27 protein-coding genes and 1 pseudogene are annotated in these 21088 nt (G+C 30.3%); 14 read left to right on the plus strand and 14 right to left on the minus strand.

Annotated elements, in window-relative coordinates:
* Positions 1–5 precede the first annotated feature (5 nt).
* From JJ842_08505 to JJ842_08525, 5 genes are all read right to left on the minus strand, one after another.
* Entirely contained in the window at positions 6–296 is a 291-nt protein-coding gene (locus tag JJ842_08505) for an inward rectifier potassium channel (GenBank protein ID MBO6971951.1), read from the minus strand.
* Positions 297–410: 114 nt separating this feature from the next.
* On the minus strand, positions 411–548 hold the full coding sequence (locus tag JJ842_08510; protein MBO6971952.1) for a hypothetical protein: 138 nt from the start codon (positions 546–548) through the stop codon (positions 411–413).
* A gap of 300 nt (positions 549–848) precedes the next feature.
* Positions 849–1154 carry a hypothetical protein gene (locus JJ842_08515; GenBank protein MBO6971953.1) on the minus strand — a complete coding sequence of 102 codons (306 nt, stop codon included), beginning with the start codon at positions 1152–1154 and terminating at the stop codon, positions 849–851.
* A 402-nt stretch (positions 1155–1556) separates the two neighbouring features.
* Complete coding sequence (locus JJ842_08520; protein ID MBO6971954.1) at positions 1557–2618, minus strand: radical SAM protein; 1062 nt, start codon at positions 2616–2618, stop codon at positions 1557–1559.
* A complete protein-coding gene (locus JJ842_08525) occupies positions 2608–3213 on the minus strand; it encodes a molybdenum cofactor guanylyltransferase (protein MBO6971955.1) in 606 nt (201 codons plus the stop codon). Before JJ842_08525 ends, JJ842_08520 begins: the two co-directional genes overlap by 11 nt.
* Before the next feature lie 217 nt (positions 3214–3430).
* On the opposite strand from JJ842_08525, the gene JJ842_08530 reads away from it, so the two are divergent.
* On the plus strand, positions 3431–4984 hold the full coding sequence (locus JJ842_08530) for a NarK family nitrate/nitrite MFS transporter (protein MBO6971956.1): 1554 nt from the start codon (positions 3431–3433) through the stop codon (positions 4982–4984).
* Positions 4985–5019: 35 nt separating this feature from the next.
* On the plus strand, positions 5020–7131 hold the full coding sequence (locus JJ842_08535; GenBank protein MBO6971957.1) for a nitrate reductase: 2112 nt from the start codon (positions 5020–5022) through the stop codon (positions 7129–7131).
* Positions 7132–7140: 9 nt separating this feature from the next.
* Here the strand turns inward: JJ842_08535 and JJ842_08540 are convergent, their stop codons facing one another.
* Positions 7141–7605 (minus strand): nitrate reductase associated protein, encoded by a 465-nt coding sequence (locus tag JJ842_08540; protein ID MBO6971958.1) that lies wholly within the window; start codon positions 7603–7605, stop codon positions 7141–7143.
* 104 nt (positions 7606–7709) lie between these two features.
* Between JJ842_08540 and moaC the strand changes: the two genes are divergently transcribed.
* Together moaC and JJ842_08550 are read left to right on the plus strand one after the other, a co-directional pair.
* On the plus strand, positions 7710–8189 hold the full coding sequence (moaC, locus tag JJ842_08545; GenBank protein MBO6971959.1) for a cyclic pyranopterin monophosphate synthase MoaC: 480 nt from the start codon (positions 7710–7712) through the stop codon (positions 8187–8189).
* A gap of 12 nt (positions 8190–8201) precedes the next feature.
* Positions 8202–9464 (plus strand): molybdopterin molybdotransferase MoeA, encoded by a 1263-nt coding sequence (locus JJ842_08550; GenBank protein ID MBO6971960.1) that lies wholly within the window; start codon positions 8202–8204, stop codon positions 9462–9464.
* On the opposite strand, the gene JJ842_08555 is transcribed toward JJ842_08550, so the two are convergent.
* Both JJ842_08555 and JJ842_08560 read right to left on the minus strand, forming a co-directional pair.
* The gene (locus JJ842_08555; GenBank protein MBO6971961.1) at positions 9459–9911 is read right to left on the minus strand and encodes a molybdenum cofactor biosynthesis protein MoaE; all 453 of its coding nucleotides are present in this window, start codon (positions 9909–9911) and stop codon (positions 9459–9461) included. The two genes, JJ842_08550 and JJ842_08555, sit on opposite strands and share 6 nt — an antisense overlap.
* Positions 9904–10155: a MoaD/ThiS family protein gene (locus JJ842_08560; protein ID MBO6971962.1), complete on the minus strand. Its 252-nt coding sequence runs from the start codon at positions 10153–10155 to the stop codon at positions 9904–9906. Before JJ842_08560 ends, JJ842_08555 begins: the two co-directional genes overlap by 8 nt.
* 35 nt (positions 10156–10190) lie before the next feature.
* Between JJ842_08560 and moaB the strand changes: the two genes are divergently transcribed.
* On the plus strand, positions 10191–10685 hold the full coding sequence (moaB, locus tag JJ842_08565; protein ID MBO6971963.1) for a molybdenum cofactor biosynthesis protein B: 495 nt from the start codon (positions 10191–10193) through the stop codon (positions 10683–10685).
* Positions 10686–10694: 9 nt separating this feature from the next.
* Here moaB and JJ842_08570 read toward each other — a convergent pair whose 3' ends face one another.
* From JJ842_08570 to JJ842_08580, 3 genes are all read right to left on the minus strand, one after another.
* Positions 10695–11423 carry a hypothetical protein gene (locus JJ842_08570; GenBank protein ID MBO6971964.1) on the minus strand — a complete coding sequence of 243 codons (729 nt, stop codon included), beginning with the start codon at positions 11421–11423 and terminating at the stop codon, positions 10695–10697.
* Between the two features lie 10 nt (positions 11424–11433).
* Positions 11434–12957: a ferredoxin--nitrite reductase gene (locus JJ842_08575; protein MBO6971965.1), complete on the minus strand. Its 1524-nt coding sequence runs from the start codon at positions 12955–12957 to the stop codon at positions 11434–11436.
* Between the two features lie 163 nt (positions 12958–13120).
* A complete protein-coding gene (locus JJ842_08580; protein MBO6971966.1) occupies positions 13121–13390 on the minus strand; it encodes a DUF1651 domain-containing protein in 270 nt (89 codons plus the stop codon).
* A 150-nt stretch (positions 13391–13540) separates the two neighbouring features.
* Between JJ842_08580 and JJ842_08585 the strand changes: the two genes are divergently transcribed.
* The 3 genes and pseudogenes from JJ842_08585 to JJ842_08595 all read left to right on the plus strand — a co-directional run bounded on the left by JJ842_08585 (position 13541) and on the right by JJ842_08595 (position 14433).
* Positions 13541–13723, plus strand: coding sequence for a hypothetical protein (locus tag JJ842_08585; GenBank protein ID MBO6971967.1), 183 nt, complete (start codon positions 13541–13543; stop codon positions 13721–13723).
* 73 nt (positions 13724–13796) lie between these two features.
* Complete coding sequence (locus JJ842_08590; protein MBO6971968.1) at positions 13797–13958, plus strand: hypothetical protein; 162 nt, start codon at positions 13797–13799, stop codon at positions 13956–13958.
* A 53-nt stretch (positions 13959–14011) separates the two neighbouring features.
* Positions 14012–14433 (plus strand): annotated as a pseudogene (locus JJ842_08595) (cupin domain-containing protein).
* A 43-nt stretch (positions 14434–14476) separates the two neighbouring features.
* On the opposite strand, the gene JJ842_08600 reads toward JJ842_08595, so the two are convergent.
* Both JJ842_08600 and JJ842_08605 read right to left on the minus strand, forming a co-directional pair.
* Positions 14477–16180 (minus strand): YdiU family protein, encoded by a 1704-nt coding sequence (locus JJ842_08600; GenBank protein MBO6971969.1) that lies wholly within the window; start codon positions 16178–16180, stop codon positions 14477–14479.
* A gap of 375 nt (positions 16181–16555) precedes the next feature.
* Positions 16556–17899, minus strand: coding sequence for a sodium-dependent transporter (locus JJ842_08605; protein ID MBO6971970.1), 1344 nt, complete (start codon positions 17897–17899; stop codon positions 16556–16558).
* 140 nt (positions 17900–18039) lie between these two features.
* On the opposite strand from JJ842_08605, the gene JJ842_08610 reads away from it, so the two are divergent.
* The 3 genes from JJ842_08610 (at position 18040) to JJ842_08620 (ending at position 19078) form a co-directional block, all read left to right on the plus strand.
* Complete coding sequence (locus tag JJ842_08610) at positions 18040–18321, plus strand: DUF3764 family protein (protein MBO6971971.1); 282 nt, start codon at positions 18040–18042, stop codon at positions 18319–18321.
* 15 nt (positions 18322–18336) lie between these two features.
* Entirely contained in the window at positions 18337–18636 is a 300-nt protein-coding gene (locus tag JJ842_08615; GenBank protein MBO6971972.1) for a hypothetical protein, read from the plus strand.
* A gap of 85 nt (positions 18637–18721) precedes the next feature.
* Positions 18722–19078: a hypothetical protein gene (locus JJ842_08620; GenBank protein ID MBO6971973.1), complete on the plus strand. Its 357-nt coding sequence runs from the start codon at positions 18722–18724 to the stop codon at positions 19076–19078.
* 272 nt (positions 19079–19350) lie between these two features.
* On the opposite strand, the gene JJ842_08625 is transcribed toward JJ842_08620, so the two are convergent.
* Entirely contained in the window at positions 19351–19548 is a 198-nt protein-coding gene (locus JJ842_08625) for a hypothetical protein (GenBank protein ID MBO6971974.1), read from the minus strand.
* A gap of 83 nt (positions 19549–19631) precedes the next feature.
* On the opposite strand from JJ842_08625, the gene JJ842_08630 reads away from it, so the two are divergent.
* The 3 genes from JJ842_08630 (at position 19632) to JJ842_08640 (ending at position 21037) form a co-directional block, all read left to right on the plus strand.
* The gene (locus JJ842_08630) at positions 19632–19856 is read left to right on the plus strand and encodes a hypothetical protein (GenBank protein ID MBO6971975.1); all 225 of its coding nucleotides are present in this window, start codon (positions 19632–19634) and stop codon (positions 19854–19856) included.
* Positions 19857–19864: 8 nt separating this feature from the next.
* Complete coding sequence (locus tag JJ842_08635) at positions 19865–20080, plus strand: DUF2839 family protein (GenBank protein ID MBO6971976.1); 216 nt, start codon at positions 19865–19867, stop codon at positions 20078–20080.
* A 681-nt stretch (positions 20081–20761) separates the two neighbouring features.
* Positions 20762–21037 carry a hypothetical protein gene (locus tag JJ842_08640; protein ID MBO6971977.1) on the plus strand — a complete coding sequence of 92 codons (276 nt, stop codon included), beginning with the start codon at positions 20762–20764 and terminating at the stop codon, positions 21035–21037.
* The last annotated feature ends 51 nt before the right edge of the window (positions 21038–21088 follow it).

Genomic DNA, 21088 nt, shown 5'->3' on the forward strand with positions numbered 1-21088 from the left:
TTTCTTTATATGCAGTTAATTTCATATAGATTAATTAATTTTTTAAAATCATCAACTCTATTTTGTCCATTTTTTAGTGGTCTTGAGGAGTCAAGAACGGATGCACAGCATAATTGCCAGCTAGATTTTTCATCTAATCCTAATTTCTTACATATATTTTTTGGGGCTTTGATAACTGTATTTATTTCTGCTATGTGTTGAGTAATTTCCCATAATTCTCCTTCAAGAAAGTCAAGTTCAATGCTTGATAATAATTCTGTAGCAACGTAATCCTTAACTAGCTCAGTTAATTCCACAATATTTTATTGGAGCAGAAGAAGTTAAATTATCTCTTAGTATTTGTATAGCAAGATAAAAAAAAAGGAGCTAGTTTCAACCTCATCTTGAAACTCCTATCGATAATTAAGAAACTACATCATTTCGTATTGATCAAGTTTGGTTTTTAATTTTGTTGCTTGTTTAATTAATGACAAAGATTCTTTTCTGCCAGTTGAATTATTAGCCTGGACTATAAGATCAGCGTATTTCTTTGCGATTTTTTTTTCCATGATTTAAGGTATTTAAGTACCGTTTTTGAATCTTTCAACTAGCGAGTAACAACTAGAAGTAGATAAGGAATCAACGGTTAAAACCTCAGAGTCAACAAATTGGAACGGGTTAACTCGTATTTTTAATTTATAATCAATTAATAAAAAAGCTGTTGGTATCTACGATTACATTGTTTTCAAACCCTGATTTAATTTATAGTTATCCATAAATTAGATTAAAAATTTCAATTTTCTTTTTAATGCAATTAATAAAAAAAAGGGGGTTAAACCCCCCTTCGGTTTATTAAAAGACCTAATTTACTAATTACCTAAACCTAGAGGAGCCCAAAGAGTTGCTTCAGAACCTATAACAGGGACAATCCCTGTAGTTTTTGAATTAGAAACTTTATTTTTAACAATAGGAGTATCTTGTTCTCCTAAAGCTGCCCATAAAGTTGATTGATGAGCGATAACTGGTTGAACTTTTAATGGTTGAGATTGAAAAGAGGGCTTTTGGGTTCTTATAAGTTGGACTCCAAGAGAACCAACAATAAATGCTCCAAGAAAGCCTGCAAATACAGCAGTAATATTGTTACTACTTACTGAGGTAGATACGTTATTAGACATAATAGTTATGTGACTAAATTTCATTTTTGACTGAAGTCCCCGTTCCTTGGCTTCAATCTTAATGCGGCTCGTAAAACGAGATGAACGTTTATTGTAGTCTACGCTACATTTTAACTATAAGTACAATTTAATTTACAAGATGTTAATGGCAATACAAAAACTTATTAAAAAATAAGAAATTAAATTTTAAAGTGAAGAAAATATATTTGAATTTTTTTGAGTAAAAAATAATTGATTATTTTCATAATTGTTTGCAGAATAACTTTCGGAAACAACAGTTCCGTGAGTTACCCCAAAAATAAAACCAAGTAAGATCGCTAAACGCATCCAAGTATATAAATTTGAAATTAATTTCCCTCGAATTAAGAATATATGATGTTGTTATTTATACTAAATAATTTTTTATCCCCCAAGATATGACATTGATGGATGAATTTTTTGATTTTTGTCAGTTGTTTTCTCTAATACTTTAAATCGATCTTCACTATAGTTATCTTCTCTAGCTTCCCAAATGCTCTTGATTTTATTTTCCAATTCATGGAGATTAATTGGTAGAGACAACCATGGTTTTAGATTTATACCTTCATTAGAAAAAAGACATGTATAAGCATAACCATCGCTAGTTATCCTCAATCTATTACAATCCGAACAAAAAGGATTACTTATTGAAGAGATTGTACTTACAAAACTATTTGAATCACTCATGTACCATCTATTAGCAGTTTGACCCTCCTTTCTTCCGTATTCTTTTAATCGATGTTTCTTCTTTAATAGCCTAATAATTCTTTCGGAGAAAAAAACATCTGACGGCTGCCAATTATTAGATATCCCTACGTCCATATATTCAATGAAACGAATTTCTATAGACCTTTTTTTTGCAAAATCAACTAATTCAAAAATTTGATTATCATTAATCTCTTTTTTTATAACTGCATTTATTTTTAATTTTCCCGCCTTTGGATTAAATCCAGCATTAATTGCATGATCTATTCCTTCAAGGACAGTAAATAATTTTTCTTTGCCAATAATTTTATTTTCCTCTCCAATCATGTTTGAAAAAATATCAGGATCAATCGCATCTAAACTGACTGTTATGCGGTCTAAACCATTTTTAAAAAGCTCATTAGCTTTTTTCTTAGAGAGCAAATATCCATTTGTGGTTAGAGAAATATCCTGTAAATTAGCTACTGGATTTGATTCTTCTAATCTTTGCGATTTAATTTCATACAGAAGTTCATCTAATTGAGGACTCAATAAAGGTTCTCCTCCAGTGATTCTTAAAGAATTTATCCCTAATCGACAACTGACTAAAATTAACTTTTTAAATTGTTCAATATTTAAAACATCCAAACTATAGTTCTCAGGCTTACAGTAGATACACGAAAAATTGCAATTTTGTTTAAGAGATAACCTTAAAACTTTTAACTTTCTTTTTCTATTATCCTCCAATTGCTTAAATCCCATTATTCATATTCAAGAATTCTCTCTTGGAATTTATATTAATCAAATCTCCATTGTTTGCATAGAAATATTTATGGGGAATTTGATCAACCCATCCGAGAAAATTTTTCTTCCCAGAGGATAACTTTTTTTTTAATTTAAAATGATTTTCTTCATTGATGGGATAAATTCCGAATAATGGTTGTGCAAGAATTCCATCATGGGATATTACCGCAAAATTTTGGTTTTCTTCCCATGATTTAAAAAGTGAATAAATTAATTTTGTATTCAAATTAGGCATATCGACTGGGATAATTAGGATATTTTTAGTAGTTTTTTTAAAAGATGAAAAAATTTGTTCTATACAAGTTAAGGGTCCATCAAAGGGTTGGGCATCTGAAATAAACTCAACATTATTCCTTTTATCAACCTCCTTTGAATGAGAAGTATAATTTGATATTACAAAAGTCTCTAAATTAAGGTTATTTAATATTTTTATTTTGTGAGTCAGCCAATTGCCTCCTTCATGATGTTTAATTAATGCTTTATCAGATCCCATCCTTGAACTCTTGCCACCAGACAAAATGAATGCTTTAAATTTTTTATGTTTTATTTCCATAACTTAGGTAATATTTTCCCACGAGTATTTTATGTATCGGATAATACCAATAATCAGATTACTAATTGCTCCCAATTTTGATTTTATTAGTGCTGACTATACATTCTAGTCTTTTAAAAAAGTTGTATTTCTTAAAAACCAGATTTCGTATTAAATAATACAAATGAATGCATTGATCGAAATATAAATTGCTTGAAATTAATCTCGAAAAAATTTTATGTTAAGTGATGTTTGGTCTTTAAATGGCAGATATAGAACTCTTCACCTCACCTGGTTTGCCTTTTTTCTTACTTTTGTTGTTTGGTTTAACCTCGCACCTCTTGCAACTACTGTTAAAGCCGATTTAGGTTTATCTGTTGCTCAAATTAGAACAGTAGCAATATGTAATGTTGCTTTGACTATCCCTGCAAGAGTTTTGATTGGAATGTTATTGGATAAATTTGGCCCAAGAAAAACTTACTCAACAATCTTGATATTTTCTGTCGTCCCATGTTTATTATTTGCTAGTGCTCAAGACTTCAATCAACTTGTTATTGCGAGATTGCTTTTGTCAATAGTAGGAGCAGGTTTTGTTATCGGAATAAGAATGGTATCTGAGTGGTTCCCTCCCAAAGAAATTGGTTTGGCTGAGGGAATATATGGAGGATGGGGAAATTTTGGATCTGCTTTTTCTGCCCTTTCTCTTGTTGCCGTAGCTGGATTTTTGTCTTTTTCAGGAGGGTTTGAGTTGCCAACTGGAGCTGTACTTAATTGGAGGGGAGCTATTGCTCTTACAGGAATTATTTCTTTCGTTTATGGAATTATTTATTTCTTTAGTGTGACTGATACACCTCCAGGAAAACCTTATCAAAGGCCTGCAAAAACAGCTGGTTTAGAAGTAACGAGTATAAGAGATTTTTGGGGTTTAATTGGGATGAATGTCCCATTCGCAGCAATTCTTTCAGTCCTATGTTGGAGACTTCAAAAAGTAGGTTTCCTTACTTCATCTACTTATCCAATAGCCTTAATCGCAGTTTTAGCGTGGTTTATTTTCCAAACTTGGGGAATTATAAGAACGAATATTGAATTATTAAATGGAACTAAAATTTACCCTAAAGAAGATAGATATGAATTCAAACAAGTAGCTATTTTGGAATTAACTTACATTGTGAATTTTGGATCAGAATTGGCAGTAGTTTCAATGCTTCCTAGTTTCTTTGAATTTACATTTGATTTACCTAAAGCTGTAGCCGGAATTCTTGCATCATGTTATGCATTTGTGAATTTAATAGCTAGACCTGCCGGAGGATTGATATCTGACAGAACAGGCAATAGAAAAAACACAATGGGATTCTTAACTATGGGATTAGGGTTTGGATATCTATTGATGTCTTTAATAAAACCTGGAACTTTCACAGGATCAGCAGGAATTCTTATGGCTGTATTTTTAACTATGCTTTGTTCATTTTTTGTTCAATCAGGAGAAGGTTCAACTTTTGCTTTAGTTCCCTTAGTTAAAAAAAGAGTAACAGGACAAATAGCTGGATTGGTTGGGGCTTATGGAAATGTTGGTGCAGTAACTTATCTAAATATTTATAGCCTTTTACCTTTATGGATGGGTGGAGGTAAAGATCCTTCTCCAGAAATAATTGCTGCTTCAAATAGTGCCTTCTTCCAAGTCTTAGGTATAGCAGGATTAATAGTTGGATTCTTCTGTTATTTCTTTTTAAAGGAACCTCAAGGATCATTCGCGGATGCTTATGAAGGCGAAAAAGCTGAAAATTACGTTTAACCAACAACTATTGAGATATTTATAAAAGAAATTTTATGAATTTTACTAAAAGTCAATGCCCATATTGCGGTGTTGGCTGTGGTTTAAAAATGAAGCCTAAAAGTTCGGTTTCTGATGATAAATGGTTAGTCAGTGGAGATAGGGATAGTCCTTCAACTCAAGGTAAATTGTGCGTAAAAGGAGCAACAGTATGTGAGACCTTAAAAGATGGGAGATTAAAAGAACCACTTTACAGGGAAAATTTAAATGAAGAATTTAAAGAAATTTCCTGGGACGAATCATACGAAATTATGAAAGAGAATATTTTGAGTTCTATAAAAAATTATGGACCTGATTCAATAGCTATGTATGGCTCAGGTCAATTTCATACTGAAGATTATTACGTAGCCCAAAAGCTTCTCAAGGGGGCAATAGGCACAAATAATTTTGATGCTAATTCAAGACTATGTATGAGCTCAGCAGTAGCTGGATATAACAGAAGTTTTGGCTCTGATGGCCCACCTTGTTGTTATGAAGATATTGATCATTGCTCTTTAATTTTATTAATAGGGACAAATACTGCAGAATGTCATCCCGTTCTTTTTGATCGAATTAAAAAACGTAAAAGAAACGTAAATGATAATTTAAAAGTAATAGTAATTGACCCAAGAGAAACTGAAACTTCATCCATAGCAGATTTTTATTTACAAATTTCTTCTGGAACAGATCTATTTTTATTTATTGGGATTGCGAATTATCTTTATAAGAATCAATTAACTGATCAAAATTTCATTGATAAGTCGACCGAAAGCTTTTTTGATTTTGTAAAACATATACAAAAATGGGATTTAAAAAAAATAAGTGAAATTTGCAATATATCCGAGAAAACAATTATTGATATTTCAAAATTATGGGGAGAAAGTAAAAATGTTCTAAGTCTTTGGTCGATGGGTTTGAATCAAAGGCAAGAGGGTACAGCAGCAGTAAATGGGCTAATAAATCTTCATTTAATGACCGGCCAAATAGGCAAAGAAGGTTCTGGTCCTTTTTCCTTAACTGGCCAACCAAACGCTATGGGTGGGAGAGAAGCAGGAGGACTATCGCACCTTCTTCCAGGATATAGATTTGTAAAAAATAAAATAGATAGGAATGAAATTGAAAAAATATGGGGGTTCCCTGAGGGAAAGATATCTGCAAAACAGGGTCTATCTGCATTTGAACAAATAGAAGCTATAAAAAAAGGATCTGTGAAAATTTGGTGGATTGCAGCTACGAACCCTTTGGTTAGCATGCCTAATTTAAACTTTGTAAAAAAAGCACTTTTAAAATGTCCTTTGATTATCCTCAACGAATCTTATGAACAAAGTGAATCAATTAAATATGCTCATCTAGTATTGCCCGCAGCTCAATGGAGCGAAAAAGATGGTGTTATGACAAATTCAGAAAGAAGAGTAACCCTTTGCCCATCTTTCAGAGAATCGAATAAAAATTCAAAACCAGATTGGCAAATATTTGCTGAATTAGGACAGAAGATAGGCTATTTCAAACAATTTGAATATGAATCTTCATCGGAAGTTTATGATGAATTTTTAAAAACTACCACAAAAAGATTATGCGATATGAGCGGATTATCATATCAATTATTAAAAAATCATGGTCCTCAACAATGGCCTTATCCTAAAGGCAGCTTACCTAGTACATCTTCAAAAAGATTATATGAAGATGGTTATTTCCCAACTGAGACTGGCAAAGCAAATTTTTGTATTGATGATCCTATTGGGTTGGCTGAACCTCCTTCAGATGAGTACCCACTAATTTTGACAATTGGAAGATATCTAAGTCAATGGCATACAATGACAAGAACTTCTAAAGTTCCAAAACTTACAAAAAAGAATCCAGAACCGTTATTGGAAATTAATTCTAAAGATGCTTTATCTTTAAAAATCAAAAATGATGAAATAGTAAAAATTAAATCCAAAAGAGGGGAAGTTCAAGCAAAAGTTCAGATTACTGACAAAATTAAAGCAGGTACAGTTTTTTTACCAATGCATTGGGGTTTTAGTCAAAAAAATATGTGTGAAGTAAACTCTTTGATGCATGAAAAGTCATGCCCGATATCAAAACAACCGGAATTAAAAGCATGCTCAGTAATAATTGTTCCAAACTAGTCAATAATCTTATTTCAGAATCTCATCAAATGCTCTATCCAAATTGTTGTGTTCATGGCTTGGTCTAACTAATTTGCAAAAAGCAAATCTATCTAATTCGTTTAAATTTCTCCATTTTTCAACTGAAATATTAATTCCCCTTGCTAGTGCCGATTTTAAAACTTGTTCAGGAACTTTATTTTTATTTTGCCAAGGTTGATTAATTGAAATTTCTATTTCTTTTGCTTCTCCATATTTTGAATTAGATGTAATTTCTTTTAAAAAAGTTTTTAAATCAATGAGATCTTTTTTTGAATCTGGCCAATCTACTATCTTATTTTTTTCAATTAAATTAAAATCTTGCCAATGAGTAAGTTTTAATTTTATTCCAATTAAATCAAGTTTCCTTCTTACACATAAAGGAATGCATCTTAAGTCTTTAATAAAATCATCCTCGAAATTAAAATAATGATTTGATTGACTGTTAACCAAAATTAAATAGATATTTTATTAATAAATTAATGCTAAGTATAAAAAATTGATATTAGCTTTATTAAAAATTTTATTTTTTGTATTATTGAATAAATTGCTAAATGGAAATGGATAAATCTTTAACTCATATTAATGAAAGGGGAGAAATGAACATAGTTGATATTTCAGATAAAGTAGAAACTAGAAGAGAGGCTTTAGCAGAAGGATATATTAATTTAAACAAAGAAATATTAGAAAAAATAAAAAATGAAAAAATTAAAAAAGGTGATATTTTTGCAGCGGCTAGATTTTCTGCAATAAATGGTGCAAAAAAAACCTCAGAACTTATTCCTCTCTGTCATAATTTATCGTTGAATAAAATCACAATTGATTTTGAAATTTGTGAATCAATGAAAGCAATTAAAATTATTGCTTTTTGCAAATCTCATTCTAAAACAGGTGTTGAGATGGAGGCTCTTACATCAGTTTCAATTGGTCTTCTCACTCTATATGACATGCTCAAAGCTTTAGATCCTTTTATGACTATTGATAATATTCGCCTTTTAGAAAAAAAAGGTGGTAAAAATGGAATATTAAAAAGAAGTTAAGTACTCACAATAATGGGAATTGATATTAACAATCAGGGTCTTTATTTAAACGATGCTATTAAAAAAATCTTGGAAGAGATGGATACTTTAATGGTGAATAATGAAATTTTACATAAGGAAGAGATAAATTTAGATGAAGCACTTGGAAAAGTTTCTATGGAGGAAATCTTATCTGAGGAAGATATGCCAGGTTATAGATCATCAGTTATGGATGGATATGCGTTAGGAGAATCAACTAAAGGGAATAAATGGAAAATTGTCGGAGAGTCTTTTCCCGGAAAGCCATTTAATGATCTTCTTAAAAAAGGTGAAGCTGTAACTATTAGCACAGGTTCATTTGTGCCAGATAATTGTTTTTCTGTGATTCCTCAAGAACAAGTTTCTTTAGAATTATTAAAAGGAAATGAGTATATTATTAAAAAAGAAACATCATCTAATAACTCTTGGATTAGAGAAAAAAATGATCAAGTATTTAAAGGTGAAATATTAATCAAGAAGGGGGTAAAGATTACACCTGGGATTTTAAGTAAATTAGCAAGTTGTGGGATAAAAACTATAAAAGTTAGTAAAACTTCTAAATTGGGTTTACTAATTACTGGAGATGAACTTATCAAATCAGGAACTGTAAGAAAGAAAGGAGAAATATGGGAAAGTAATAGTATTTTGATAAAATCAATTGCAAAAAATCTTGGATTTGAAATTAATGAAATTCATATAGAAAAGGATAATTATCAAAATATAAAAAATTCTCTTAGAAATATTTCTGAATTTAATGATGTGGTTATTTCAGTTGGCGGGATATCAGTGGGTAAAAAAGATTTTTTAAAAGATATTGTTAACGAGATAGGAGAGATTAAATTTTGGAAACTATTTTTAAAGCCAGGAAAACCCTTTGCTTTTGGATTGATAAACAAAAAAATTCCTTATTTTGGATTACCTGGGAATCCCGTTTCAGCAGCTATTACTTTTATCCAACTTGTTTGGCCCGCACTTCAGAAACTTGAAGGAATTACTAATATTGAATTCCCTCTTAGGATTAAGGTTAAGCTGAATTCTGATTTGAAAAGAAGAAAAGGGAGACCTGAATTGCTTAGAGGCAAACTTATCGTTAATGAAGAAGGTGAATTAATTGCAGATATTTCTGAAGAACAATCCTCATCAAAGATTAGTTCAATATCTAATTCAGATTTATTAATAGAAATACCTTCTGAAATTGATTTTTGTCAAAAAGGAAATTTATTATGGGCACAACTTTTAAAAAATAATTTTTTATAATTCAAAGCCTAATTCAGTATTCTTTTTTACCCATGAGGATCCTTTGAAAGTCCATTCTTTTTTCCAAAAAGGAACTTTGTATTTTGTAAATTCAAGTATTTCTTGGAGATATTTATTTGCAATGCCTCTATGATTTGCACTTACTGCTATTAAAATAATAGGTTCGTTAGGGTAAATAAAACCTATCCTGTGTAAGAGAAAAATACATAAATCATCCTGTTTTTCAGAAATTTTCATTAAATATCTTTTAATATAATTTTCGGTCATTCCTTTATAATGAACAATTTCTAGTTTCTTTAAATCATTTCCAAATTGATCAAAAGGCCTTACTCTTCCAATAAAAAGAGAGTTTGCTGAATTCTTATTGACCTTCTCCCAAAGTTCGAATTCTTTATAAGGATTAAAAGTTTCTTCTAGGATTTTAAATTGTATTCTTAAATTATCCACCGGTAAACATTGGCATAAATGCCACCTCATCATCTGGATTAATCTTCGCATCCATATCTGTAATTTCTTGATTAATAGAAACGATAATATTATCTTTAGGTAAATTAGAATTAATTAATTTCCATACAGAAAAAACCTTCATTTGAGAGCCTTCAATTGTAAGAAATTTTTCATTCCATCCTAGATCTTCAGCGATACTAGATAATAAAACCACCTTAATTTTGTTAGATTTTTCATTTTCCATCTATAGTGATCTAGTAACTAATGGTTTAATTTTAAGTGGTTTCTATAGCTTTGCTTACTGTTTCTGATACTCGTAACACAAAAAATGATGAGAGTGGAAATTATCTACTTCAAGAGGCTGAGAAATCAGGACACAATATCTTTAATAAGATAATTTGCAAAGATGATATTTATTTAATTAGAAAATATATAAGCGATTGGATCTCAGATCCAAATATTGATGTGATTATTACAACAGGTGGTACAGGAATTACAGCTAGGGACGTTACTCCTGAAGCTGTTAGACCTTTATTAGATAAAGAGATTGATGGTTTTGGGGAAACTTTTAGATTTTTATCATTTAAAAAGATAGGAACAAGTACTTTACAAAGTAGGTGTATTGCGGGGTCTGCAAATGGTAAGTTTTTATTCGTTTTGCCTGGATCTAAGGATGCTGTGATGACAGGTTGGCAAGATATAATTTCTTATCAACTTAATGAAAATACAAAACCTTGTAACTTAATAAATCTCATTGATAAGCTAAAACAATAATTCTCTAGTTTATTTATTTATTAGAAATTGATTTGAGATTACTTTTTGATTTTTTATGCATTTAAGTAGAGAAGGATCTTTTATTTCATTTTCTAATTTTGATAATTGTTCAAAACTATTATCATTCCAAATACTCCCTAAAGAAAAAATTGCATATTTAGCGATTTCTAATTCTTTATTTAAAGAATATTTATAGAGCAATTTACAAACTATTTCGCTTTCTCTTCTTTTTAAGATAGAGATTATCTTGTAGTTGATTTTGAAATTATCGTAAATTTTTATTTGATCAATAAAATATAATAATTTTTCATCAGTTAATTGATGAGCTTTGAAATGGAGAATATTAAGGCCTGCAATCCAAAAATCTATTTCGCAAATATCGAATATTTCTCTTATTAATTGAAGTTCAATTTCTCCTCCCCAGGGCTCTAAAGCATTAATTATATGAATATTTAACTTATTATTTTGATAAAGATTTTTTAGTAAAAGATCTTTTGCATTTTTTTCATTTGTTAATTTAAGGGCCTCAATTAATTCAACTTTAAGGCCAAATTTTTTTATCATCTTTTCAAGTAAAAAATATCCTTTCCTTTCTTGCATACCTATCTTTTCCGCAATAACTTTACGAATCTCAAAAGATAATTCCAATGAATAGTAGGAAAATAGAATATCAAGATCTAATTTTTTTGAACCTAATCCATTTAAAACTTCTAATATTTCAGATTCACTTTTGCTCATTAATATGTTTTTAGGTTTTTAACTTTGCATTAAATTTGTTGATTAAAATTTCTTTGATTAAATTATAAATTTCATGTTTACTAACTTTTTTAAATTCGGTTTCACCTAAAGTTTGCAGGTGATCTTGTCTTCCTCCAATACTGACATTATATCCATCCTCAGTTCCACCTCCCTCTTTTTTTACCTTTGTGCCGGTCATGCCAATACCACCCATATGAGCTTGCCCACAATTATTTGGACATCCTGTCCAATGGATTTTAACCTCCTCTGATAATTCAAGTTCTCGATCTAATTTTTCAGAAATATTCCTTGCTATATCTTTGGTATTTGCAAGAGCAAAGCTACAATAACTACTCCCTGTACATGAAACGGTACTCGCTGAAAAATGGGATGGATTTAATTTGAATTTATTAATAATTTCTTCATTACCAAATTCTTCTAAAATGCTATCTTTCAGGCCAACAATAATTAGATTTTGATCTTCGGTTAGTCTTACTTCACTTTGTCCATATTTTTCACTTAATCTTGCAATTTCTTGTATGTCTTCTACACATAATCTTCCTACAGGAATATGTAATCCAGCAAAGTAAAGATTGTTTTGTTTTTGTTTATTAATCCCAAATAAACTTCTTTGTTTTTCATTGAAAATTGAGCCTGGATCGTTCGACAAAGTTCCAAATTTTTCTTCTACAAGTTCTCTAAATTTTTCAATACCTATAGAGTTTAAATAATATCTAAATCTTCCTTTATTTCTTAGAAATCTATCTCCATTATCTCGCCAAAGGGAAGTAATAATTCCAGTTATTTTACATATATCTTTTTCTTCTACCCAGACATCTAGAGGTATAGCATAAGCATTTAAATTTGCTGATAAAATTCCTCCAACCCAAACACCAAAGCCTAATATTCCATTTTTAAAAACAGGATGAAAGATAAGATCATTATGTAGAAGAAAATTATCTTTTGCTCCGGCAACTGCAGTATTCCACTTCCTCGGTAAATTGGAGAATTCGGGGTTACCATTACCAGAATTTGTTAAGTAATCTTCTAATTCAGAAGTATATTTTCTTGTATCAATAATTTCTTCAGGATCAATTCCCGCTAGTGGATTGCCAGTAACATTTCTTGGATTATCCATTCCAGACTGAACGGATGTGATATCAACCTCTCTAAGTCTTTTAATAATATCTGGTAGATCATTTATCAAAACACCCCTTAATTGAATATTTTGCCTAGTTGTTATATCTGCAGAACCGTCTTCTCCGTATCTAGCAACTATTGAAGCGATTACTCTCAACTGATTAGAGTTTAAAATTCCATTGGGAACTCTAAGCCTCATCATAAATCTTCCAGGAGTTTTTGGTCTCCAAAAAAGGCCATACCACTTTAAGCGCATTTGCAAATCTACTTCATCCATCTCTTCCCAGCCTTTAAGAGCATAATCATCTAATTCTTCAAAAATTTTCAGACCATCTTTCTCCGCCTTTTGCTTTTCAATCTTATTTAATTTTTTATCATTTAAATAATATTGCATATTAATTTTTATTTATTTACTTTTATAAGATTTTAGACAATTTAATGTTTTCTCATATACAAATGTCAATAAATATTGATTATTTATTTTTGACACCGAATTCCATATTTTAGGAAACTCTTAAGCTCATAAAAACATAAAGGCTTTTTCTTGACAGGATCACTTATCCGTAATTGTGAGACACTTCTGTCCATCCTTTTCGGTGAAGTTCGTGCCACTTTTTCCAAGCTGAATCTATGTTGAGTTTTTCAGAGGATTTGTACCCTCCTGGTTCTCCAAGGTGATTTGTGTAGAAAAGATGAGTATGAATTTTTAAATTAGGTTTGGGAGAATTTTTGCATTCTTCGAAAAAGATCATTCTGCTGCCTTCGGGATTTAGTAGACATCCGTTGGGTTTGCTAGTGCTACAACCAAATGAGTACTTAGGCTCCATAGTTTATCTTATAATCGGCTGGTTGATTATTAATACGTTTGTACTATAAATTATATCCTCCTTGTTTTGCTGTCAATCCTTTTAAGGTAAAGTACTTATTTACTAATAATTATTTTGTTTTTTAATAAATAAGATAATTTCTTTAAGCTTATGAACTACAGGGAAGATCTAGAAATCAAACTACAAAAAGTAACGCTTGCAATGCAGGAAGTTGCAGATGATATCCACAAAACTAATCCTGAGAAGCAAAGAATAATTTCTAAACTTATTGAATTTAAAGAAGCAATCATTTCAAAGGGAATTGAACTTAATATTGAATTAGAGGCAGCCTAGAAAAATTCCAAATCTCATGAATGTTTAATAACTTTTAGAATAATGTTATTAACAAAGAAGGGTTATTTATCAAATGCAGCCTGGTACTTTTGAATTATTGATCCTAGTATTTATCTTTTTAGGTCTTCAAGCCTGGTGGATTATCCCAATAGTTATTAAAAATAATAAATTAAATAAGAGAGGTAAGGATTTAAGAGAGGAAATTAAGCAATTAGAAAAGTTATATAAGAAATAAATTAGTTTATTATTTTTGCAAACTACCTATTATTAGTGAAACTTAAATATCTAATGCAAATAAAAACATTTATTCCATTTTGTTTCCTTTTTATTGGGACTTTAGCTTTGCCACAACCTTCTCTTGCTGAAGAAAAGATTGAAGTTATACCTATTATTCAAAGTTCAAAAGGACTTAGTGGTAAAAATTTTAATTATCTCGAGGGGAAGCCTGTATTAAGACTTTTAAAAGTAAAGATTCCGGTTGGCTTGAAAACTCCAATTCATACGCACCCTTCCCCAATGTTGATTCATGTCACCAGAGGAAGATTAAAGCATGTGAGGGGTGAAGAAATTTATTTCTTTTAAGCAGGCGGAGCATTTATAGAGAGTAATAATGGAGGCCCCACTATTTAAAAAATGTAGGAAAGAAGCCAGCCATACTTCACGTGGGAGTTGTATCAGTAGTAGGAATGCCTACAGCCATAAATAAATAAGTTTTTTCTAAGTTATTCAATCTGCATTTTGAGGATTCAACATTTAAGAAGAACAGCTGTAATGAGAGATGCCTCCGTAGTTAAAATATTGACTTGGCCTTAAACAATTATATTTTTGATCTGTTTCTGAGGATTGTTCTATATATGGGTTACTGAAAACATCCTGCAACTCTTTTATTTTTTTGTAATTTCCTTTTTCAGCTTCTTCATATGCAGGGACGACCATCCATTCACGCCATGTATAGACTGGATTAAGAGATTTCATCGAGTCCGATTTTACTTTAATATTTCCCTCTTTTTTCAAGACTGATTGCCAGTTTTCAAGCCATACTTCCCACCTATTATTGAGCTCATCATTAATTGGTAAATAAAAACTGTCTTTTAAAGAATCTAATTTATCCGGTATTTCAGAGAGTTTACGGAACAAAATTGTATAGTCTGCTTTTGAAATGACCATGAGATTAAAAAAATCATTTATTAGAGTTTCGTTGTAGTGTTCTAAACCAAGCTTGTTTGCCCACATTTTCTTCAACTCTTTGTTCATTAATTCTGAAAAATCCTTTTCGATTTGATCTAACTTTTCTTGATCTTGTTTGCTTTCTGAAAGTAACGGACTAAGAGAGGAACAGAATGTTTTAAAGTTAATTGCCGCAGCAGAAGGTTGGTTGAAAAATGAGAAATGTTCACCTCCACCTGTCCATGGTTGATATCTTGGATCAAATAATTCACAGAATCCAAAGGGGCCATAATCCAAGGTATAACCTCCAGCAGCACAATTATCACTATTGAAGTTACCCTGGCAATAACCAACTCGCATCCAGTTGGCTATAAGTGATATAAGTCTTGATCTGTATAAAGAAGCCAGTTTTATTACCTTACTTTCAATTGAAATCTCACATTCAATTTCATCTTTATAATTTCTATCAATAAGATGTTGAACTATCATCTTTAGTTCATTGAAGGCCTCGTCATGCGCATTATTACGAACTCGTCTTGCAAAAAGTTCAATCTGGCCTACACGTAAAAAAGATGGAGCGACTCTTGTAGTAATTGCAGCTTGATTATCAATCATGATGTCAGGTTCAAAATACCTGGAACCTTTTGAGTACCACGGTCTTCTAACTATTTCTGAACGTGAGACATAAAGTGTTAAAGATCTTGAGGTAGGGATACCCAAGGCATCCATTAATTCTTGTGCAAGAAATTCTCGTACGCTAGACCTTAAGACAGCTCTACCATCTGCTCCACGACAGTAGGGAGTTGGACCTCCTCCTTTAAGTTGCATTTCCATTCTTTTCCCATTGAATAAACCTTCAAAAACAGAAATTGCTCTGCCATCGCCATAACCATTGCCAGTGCCAAAGGGACATTGCTGGGTATATTCAGTCCCGTAAATTGATAATGCATAACCTGTTGCCCAACCAACAGGACTCATTGGATAATTAGCAACAGAAATATCACCTGAGAAAAAACGACAAAAATTCTTGTCTTTAGTAAGATCTGAGCTTAGCCTTAGTTCTTTAAAAAGTTTGTTGCTATGGGAAATATATTCTGGTTCTGGGATAGCAGTTGGAACAACTGGTACGTAATGACCCGAATATACTGAACGCGGCTTATGATCATTTCCATCTTTTTTTGATTGAGGATCTGCTTTAAGAGAATCCATAAAAGAATAGTCAGATAGTTGAGAAAATTCAGAAAAATTTTCTGTAAGCTTTTCTTTTAATGAATCAGATTTGGTTGACATCAAATTTGTTATCTATTCTTTAAGGTGCCCTAATTTCTTTAAATTAAACACCTAAATGTATTTTATATAGATTCTATTAGGGATGTTTTTGCCGATACGTTTGAGATTTAAAATAAGTTAAAATTTTATACTTAATTTAAAACAGGGTCAGCGCTAAGACATTTTTTTTTGGAAAAAATTTTTTGGCTTTTAAAAAATAAAAAATAACTTCTCCGATATATTAATTTTTAAGCAAGAACCACTGTAAATACTTATATATTGACGAATTTTTTTTAAGTTTGCTTTAAAATAATGTAAAAAAGTTTCACAATTTAATTTGTTGATCGACTTATACCACCCCCCTTATTTCTGAACTATATTACTTTTAAAAATTTTCTAACTTACCCAACCTTTGAGCAAATCAAACACACTAATAAATAGTCCAAAACCAATAATTGGGGGCGCAACCCATCTTGTCATGAATTTCAAATAACGTGTCGTTTTGATTCCTACTTTTGAATCACTAAGTTCTTCATTAAACTTTCCAGGAACTACCCATCCCATAAAGAAAGTGACCAAGAATCCACCAAAGATAAGTAATACGCCTCCAAAAATCGAATCAATAGTTCCAAGAGTGTTTAAGTTCAGTGCAGAAGGAATGCCTGCTAAGAACAGGAAAAGAGTTATCAGCCAAACAGATTTTTCTCGTTTAAAACCAAATTTATCCATTAAAGAGGAAACTGGAACTTCCAATAATGAAACAGAAGAAGTTATTGCTGCAATATAAGCTAATGCAAAAAATGCAACAGCTACAATTCTTCCAACCGCTCCATATGAACCAAGGCCTGTAGGAATTGATATAAATAGGGCGCCAACTGTTGATTCAGAAATAGCATCACTTAAACCAAATGTTAAAACAATAGGAAAAGTAATAAGTCCTGCCATAAGACCCACCAAAGTATCCAATGAAGCAACTCCAACACTTAGTTTTGGAAGATTACTCTTTTTATTTAAATAGGAAGCATAAGTCACCATAACTCCAATTCCTAAACTTAAAGAAAAGAAAGCTTGTGTAAAAGCATTTCTTATTGTTTGAGGGTTCCTTAATTCATCAAAGTCAAACTTAAACAAAAATGTTTTGTATCCTTCCCATGCGCCTGAAAGTGAAGTGGCCCATATTGCTAGCGATATTAGAATTATAAAAAGTATAGGCATAAAGAATCGTGTCACCTTTTCGATCCCTTTTTTTATCCCGGATGAAACTATTATGGCTGTAAGAACAAGACTTAATAGGTGCCCCAATAAAACACTGCTACCACTACTAATTGAGCCAAAGAAAGTTTCTGCTTCACTTAAATTTTTTGGTAATCCAAAAAATAATGAATGGAACAAGGTATCTGCGGTCCACCCCATAATGACTGAATAATATGATGCTATTCCTAAGGGAGCTATAAAGAAAAGAATTCCTAATGGATACCAATTTTTCCCAGCTAACTTTACTGGTGCAAGCAATGTGCTGACAGTTGCGTTTCTTCCTAAAGCCATTTCAGCAACAAATACCGGAAGGCATACAATTAACACTATTAGTATGTATAAAAGTACAAAAGCAGCACCTCCACCTTGAGAGGCTCTGTAGGCGAAACCCCAAAGGTTACCGAGGCCTACTGCGCTACCAGCAGCTGCAAGAATGAATCCCAACTTACTAGTCCATTGTTCTCTTGGAGAAATTTTTGAGTCCAAAATTAAAATCTGTTTTTTTATAGTTGATTTATAACCCATAAATAAAAATTAGTTAATACATTGCTTAATAAAAACTAATCTTTATTCAATTATTTTTTTTGCAAAAAGATTTAAAATCTAAAAAACATCTTATTATTGCTATGACTATTGAAACGACTATTCTAGATTTTCAACTAAGTAATACGTTTGAACAATATGAATCTCATATGAATGCTGAGGAACAGCAGTCGATGTTTAAAGAAATGGGAGTTAAAACATTTTATATTGGTAAATCCTTAGATGATCCTCAAAGGGCAACTGTAATTTTTCAAGGACCAGAAAATGTTCTATACGATATTTTTATGAATCCTGAAACAAAACCTATTGTTGAAGCTTCAGGGCATATTTATGGGGGGACAAAAATAACTCGATGGATTTCTTGAAAAAATAAATATTTTATGAATTATCAACTTTTAATTGAATCATACTCATTTGGGACATCCCTTTCTGAGCAAGAAATAGAACTTTTAAGTTTGGAACTTGAAACTCAAATTATGAACATTAATATATCAACAGAATTTAGCTGTTTTAAATCTGCCCCCACCCATATTTGCGAAGGTCTAAATTTAAAAAAAGATACATATTGGATTATGTGCCTTGCTGAAATATTAGATTTACATAAGCCCCCTAAATTTGGGAAAACGAAAAGTGTGGAGGTTTTCGATTTACTTCTTGAAAAAGGACTTGTTATTGGTTAATTATTTAATTATTTGAGTTTTAAAAAAATAAGTTATTTTTCTTTATCCTGATAGGATTAGCTTGAATTTAGAAAAAAAAACAAAAATGGAAGATTCTGGTCAATTGATATTGGTAAATCTTATTAAGCTAACCAGATCAAGTGAAAATAAATTTAAACTAGGAAATTTTAAAGGAGCAATAAATGACAAAATGAAGGCTAATGCAATATTGAAATCAAAATCTTGTGATGAAAAAATTATTGAAAAATATAGAGAAGAATTATCTAGTTTATATTCCTCAAAATTTGATCTTATATTCGATCATAAGATGAAAATTGATGAAATAAAGAGAAATGAAATAGTAAAAATGTTGGAACAAAAAAGTAAGGAAAGATTAAAAAATCTTGATTATAAGGGAGCAATAAAAGCATTAAGGAGGGCAGAAAAATATTTTTTAAATTAATATCAACCTAAATCTCAAAGATTTTATAAGAAAACAAAATTATTAGTTTGAGTATAAAAAAATAATGCAAGGGTTGATTTTTCTCCAGAATTCGTTTTTCTAAAGATATATCATTTTTGGTACTTCTCATGGTTATGCCCCAATCTACATTGGAAAGCTTATTATTTTTTTTGATACTTTCTCTTGTTGCAACCTATATTGTTAATTTAAAGTATTCTTCAAAATTAAAAATACAGAAGTAGTTATTTATTTACCTTTTTCTTATATTAAAATTATTTCCTTGGATCACTCCAAGTCTCTTTGTATAACCAGCTCAAAAAAGTAAGAGTAAGTATATTTCCAAATGCATAAGTTATTCCTAATAGTGGGTCATAAATATTGGCAATAATCGTCGACATTATAAAGATTATTAACCCTGAAACAACCAAATCCTTAATAGGTAAATGGTTAAAATTTACAGAATTTATCATTTGATAATTGTTTTTTAATAGATTAAATTTATTATAAAACCAACAAGTACCTTATTTATTTATAAGGCAATATAATCTAAGATATGAATAATTTTAGAATTGCTAAAATAATTATAGTCTTTTCATCGTTATCGTATTTGAGCGCTTCTTTTTTAAGAAATTATAATTCTCCAGAAAATATAGAAAAAAGATGTATTCTTAAATTTGAAAAAGATTTTAAAAATAATTTGGAATTATCTCATGAAGAATGGAATCAAATTTTAGATTTAGCTGATAACAATTATTTAAAATGTATGGGAATTCCTTAGTATTAATTATGGGAGAGGCAAAGAGAAGAAAAAATTTAGGTATTCCGCCCAGAGAAAAAACTGAAGATATAAAGTTGCCTCAACTTGATAAAAAAGCCATACAACAAAAAGTAAGGTCTACTTTATATAAATATCCAATTATCCCTTTTCTTTTTTATGGAGCTGCAATATTGATCCTAATCGGAGGTTTATTTTATGTTTCCAAATCCTTCAATATAGTTTAATTAAAAGGATTATTAATTTTGATATTTATGATTTTTTGGCATCATCAATAAAAAAAATTTAAGGATAATAAATGAGCAATTTTTATTATGCAAATATAAGCAAAGAAATAATATATGAGAATTATTTAGGATTGACACATTCTTGAGGTGCTGTAATTTTAGATTAATTTAAAACTATTTATGAAAAAAATAAACAAAAAATATGCTGAAATAATGCGCCAAGCTGATAATGCAGTTGGAAGAAAAGAAGTAGTTAGTTTATTAAAAAAAGCTGCAATAATAATGTCTAAATCTGAAGAAAACTTAGCTGCTTAAATTAGAAAACTATTTTATTAGGATAAATAAAAGACCATAAAGAATGATTGATGAGGATGTAGCCATAATTATAAATGGTAGGATCATGCCTGAGTTTAACCATCTTAAAAGTCTAATTTTTTTGTTAATTACTCTTGGCATTTCTTCAGAATCCCTTAATTACAACTTAACAAGTAAATAAATGGTGTAAATGATTATTTAATCTTTTTAAATATCATTCTTTAGCTATTTAGGAATTAAATTTTCTAGAGAAAAATATTTTAATTACATACGAATTTTTTGTTTTGAAAGAAATTTTTAGGTAATTAATACCTTGTATTCTGCAAATTTCTCAAGCAAAATTTAGAAATATTTGATTTCTAAATAATGATTCAAAATTTAAAAGAGAGCACTGAAGAATTTAAAGATTATGATTCAGAACTGTTACTTAAGATTCTGCATAAAACATCACTCGAGAACAAAAAAGGTGATGATAAAGAACTATTTGTAGATGAAAATTGGAAAATTAATTCAAAAAATATGAGTAATATAATCCCTTCAGATAATTCAAATTTGAAAAGAATATTATCAGATATTTTTCCAAATAAAAAAATAGTGATTCAGGATAATAATGATGGGTCGCAAACAATTTTCTTATCCTGATTTAGGAGATATTAAAACCTTATTTATACTATCTATTCAATATTTATTTTT

The organism is Prochlorococcus marinus CUG1433 (assembly GCA_017644425.1).
Classification (GTDB): domain Bacteria; phylum Cyanobacteriota; class Cyanobacteriia; order PCC-6307; family Cyanobiaceae; genus Prochlorococcus_A; species Prochlorococcus_A marinus_U.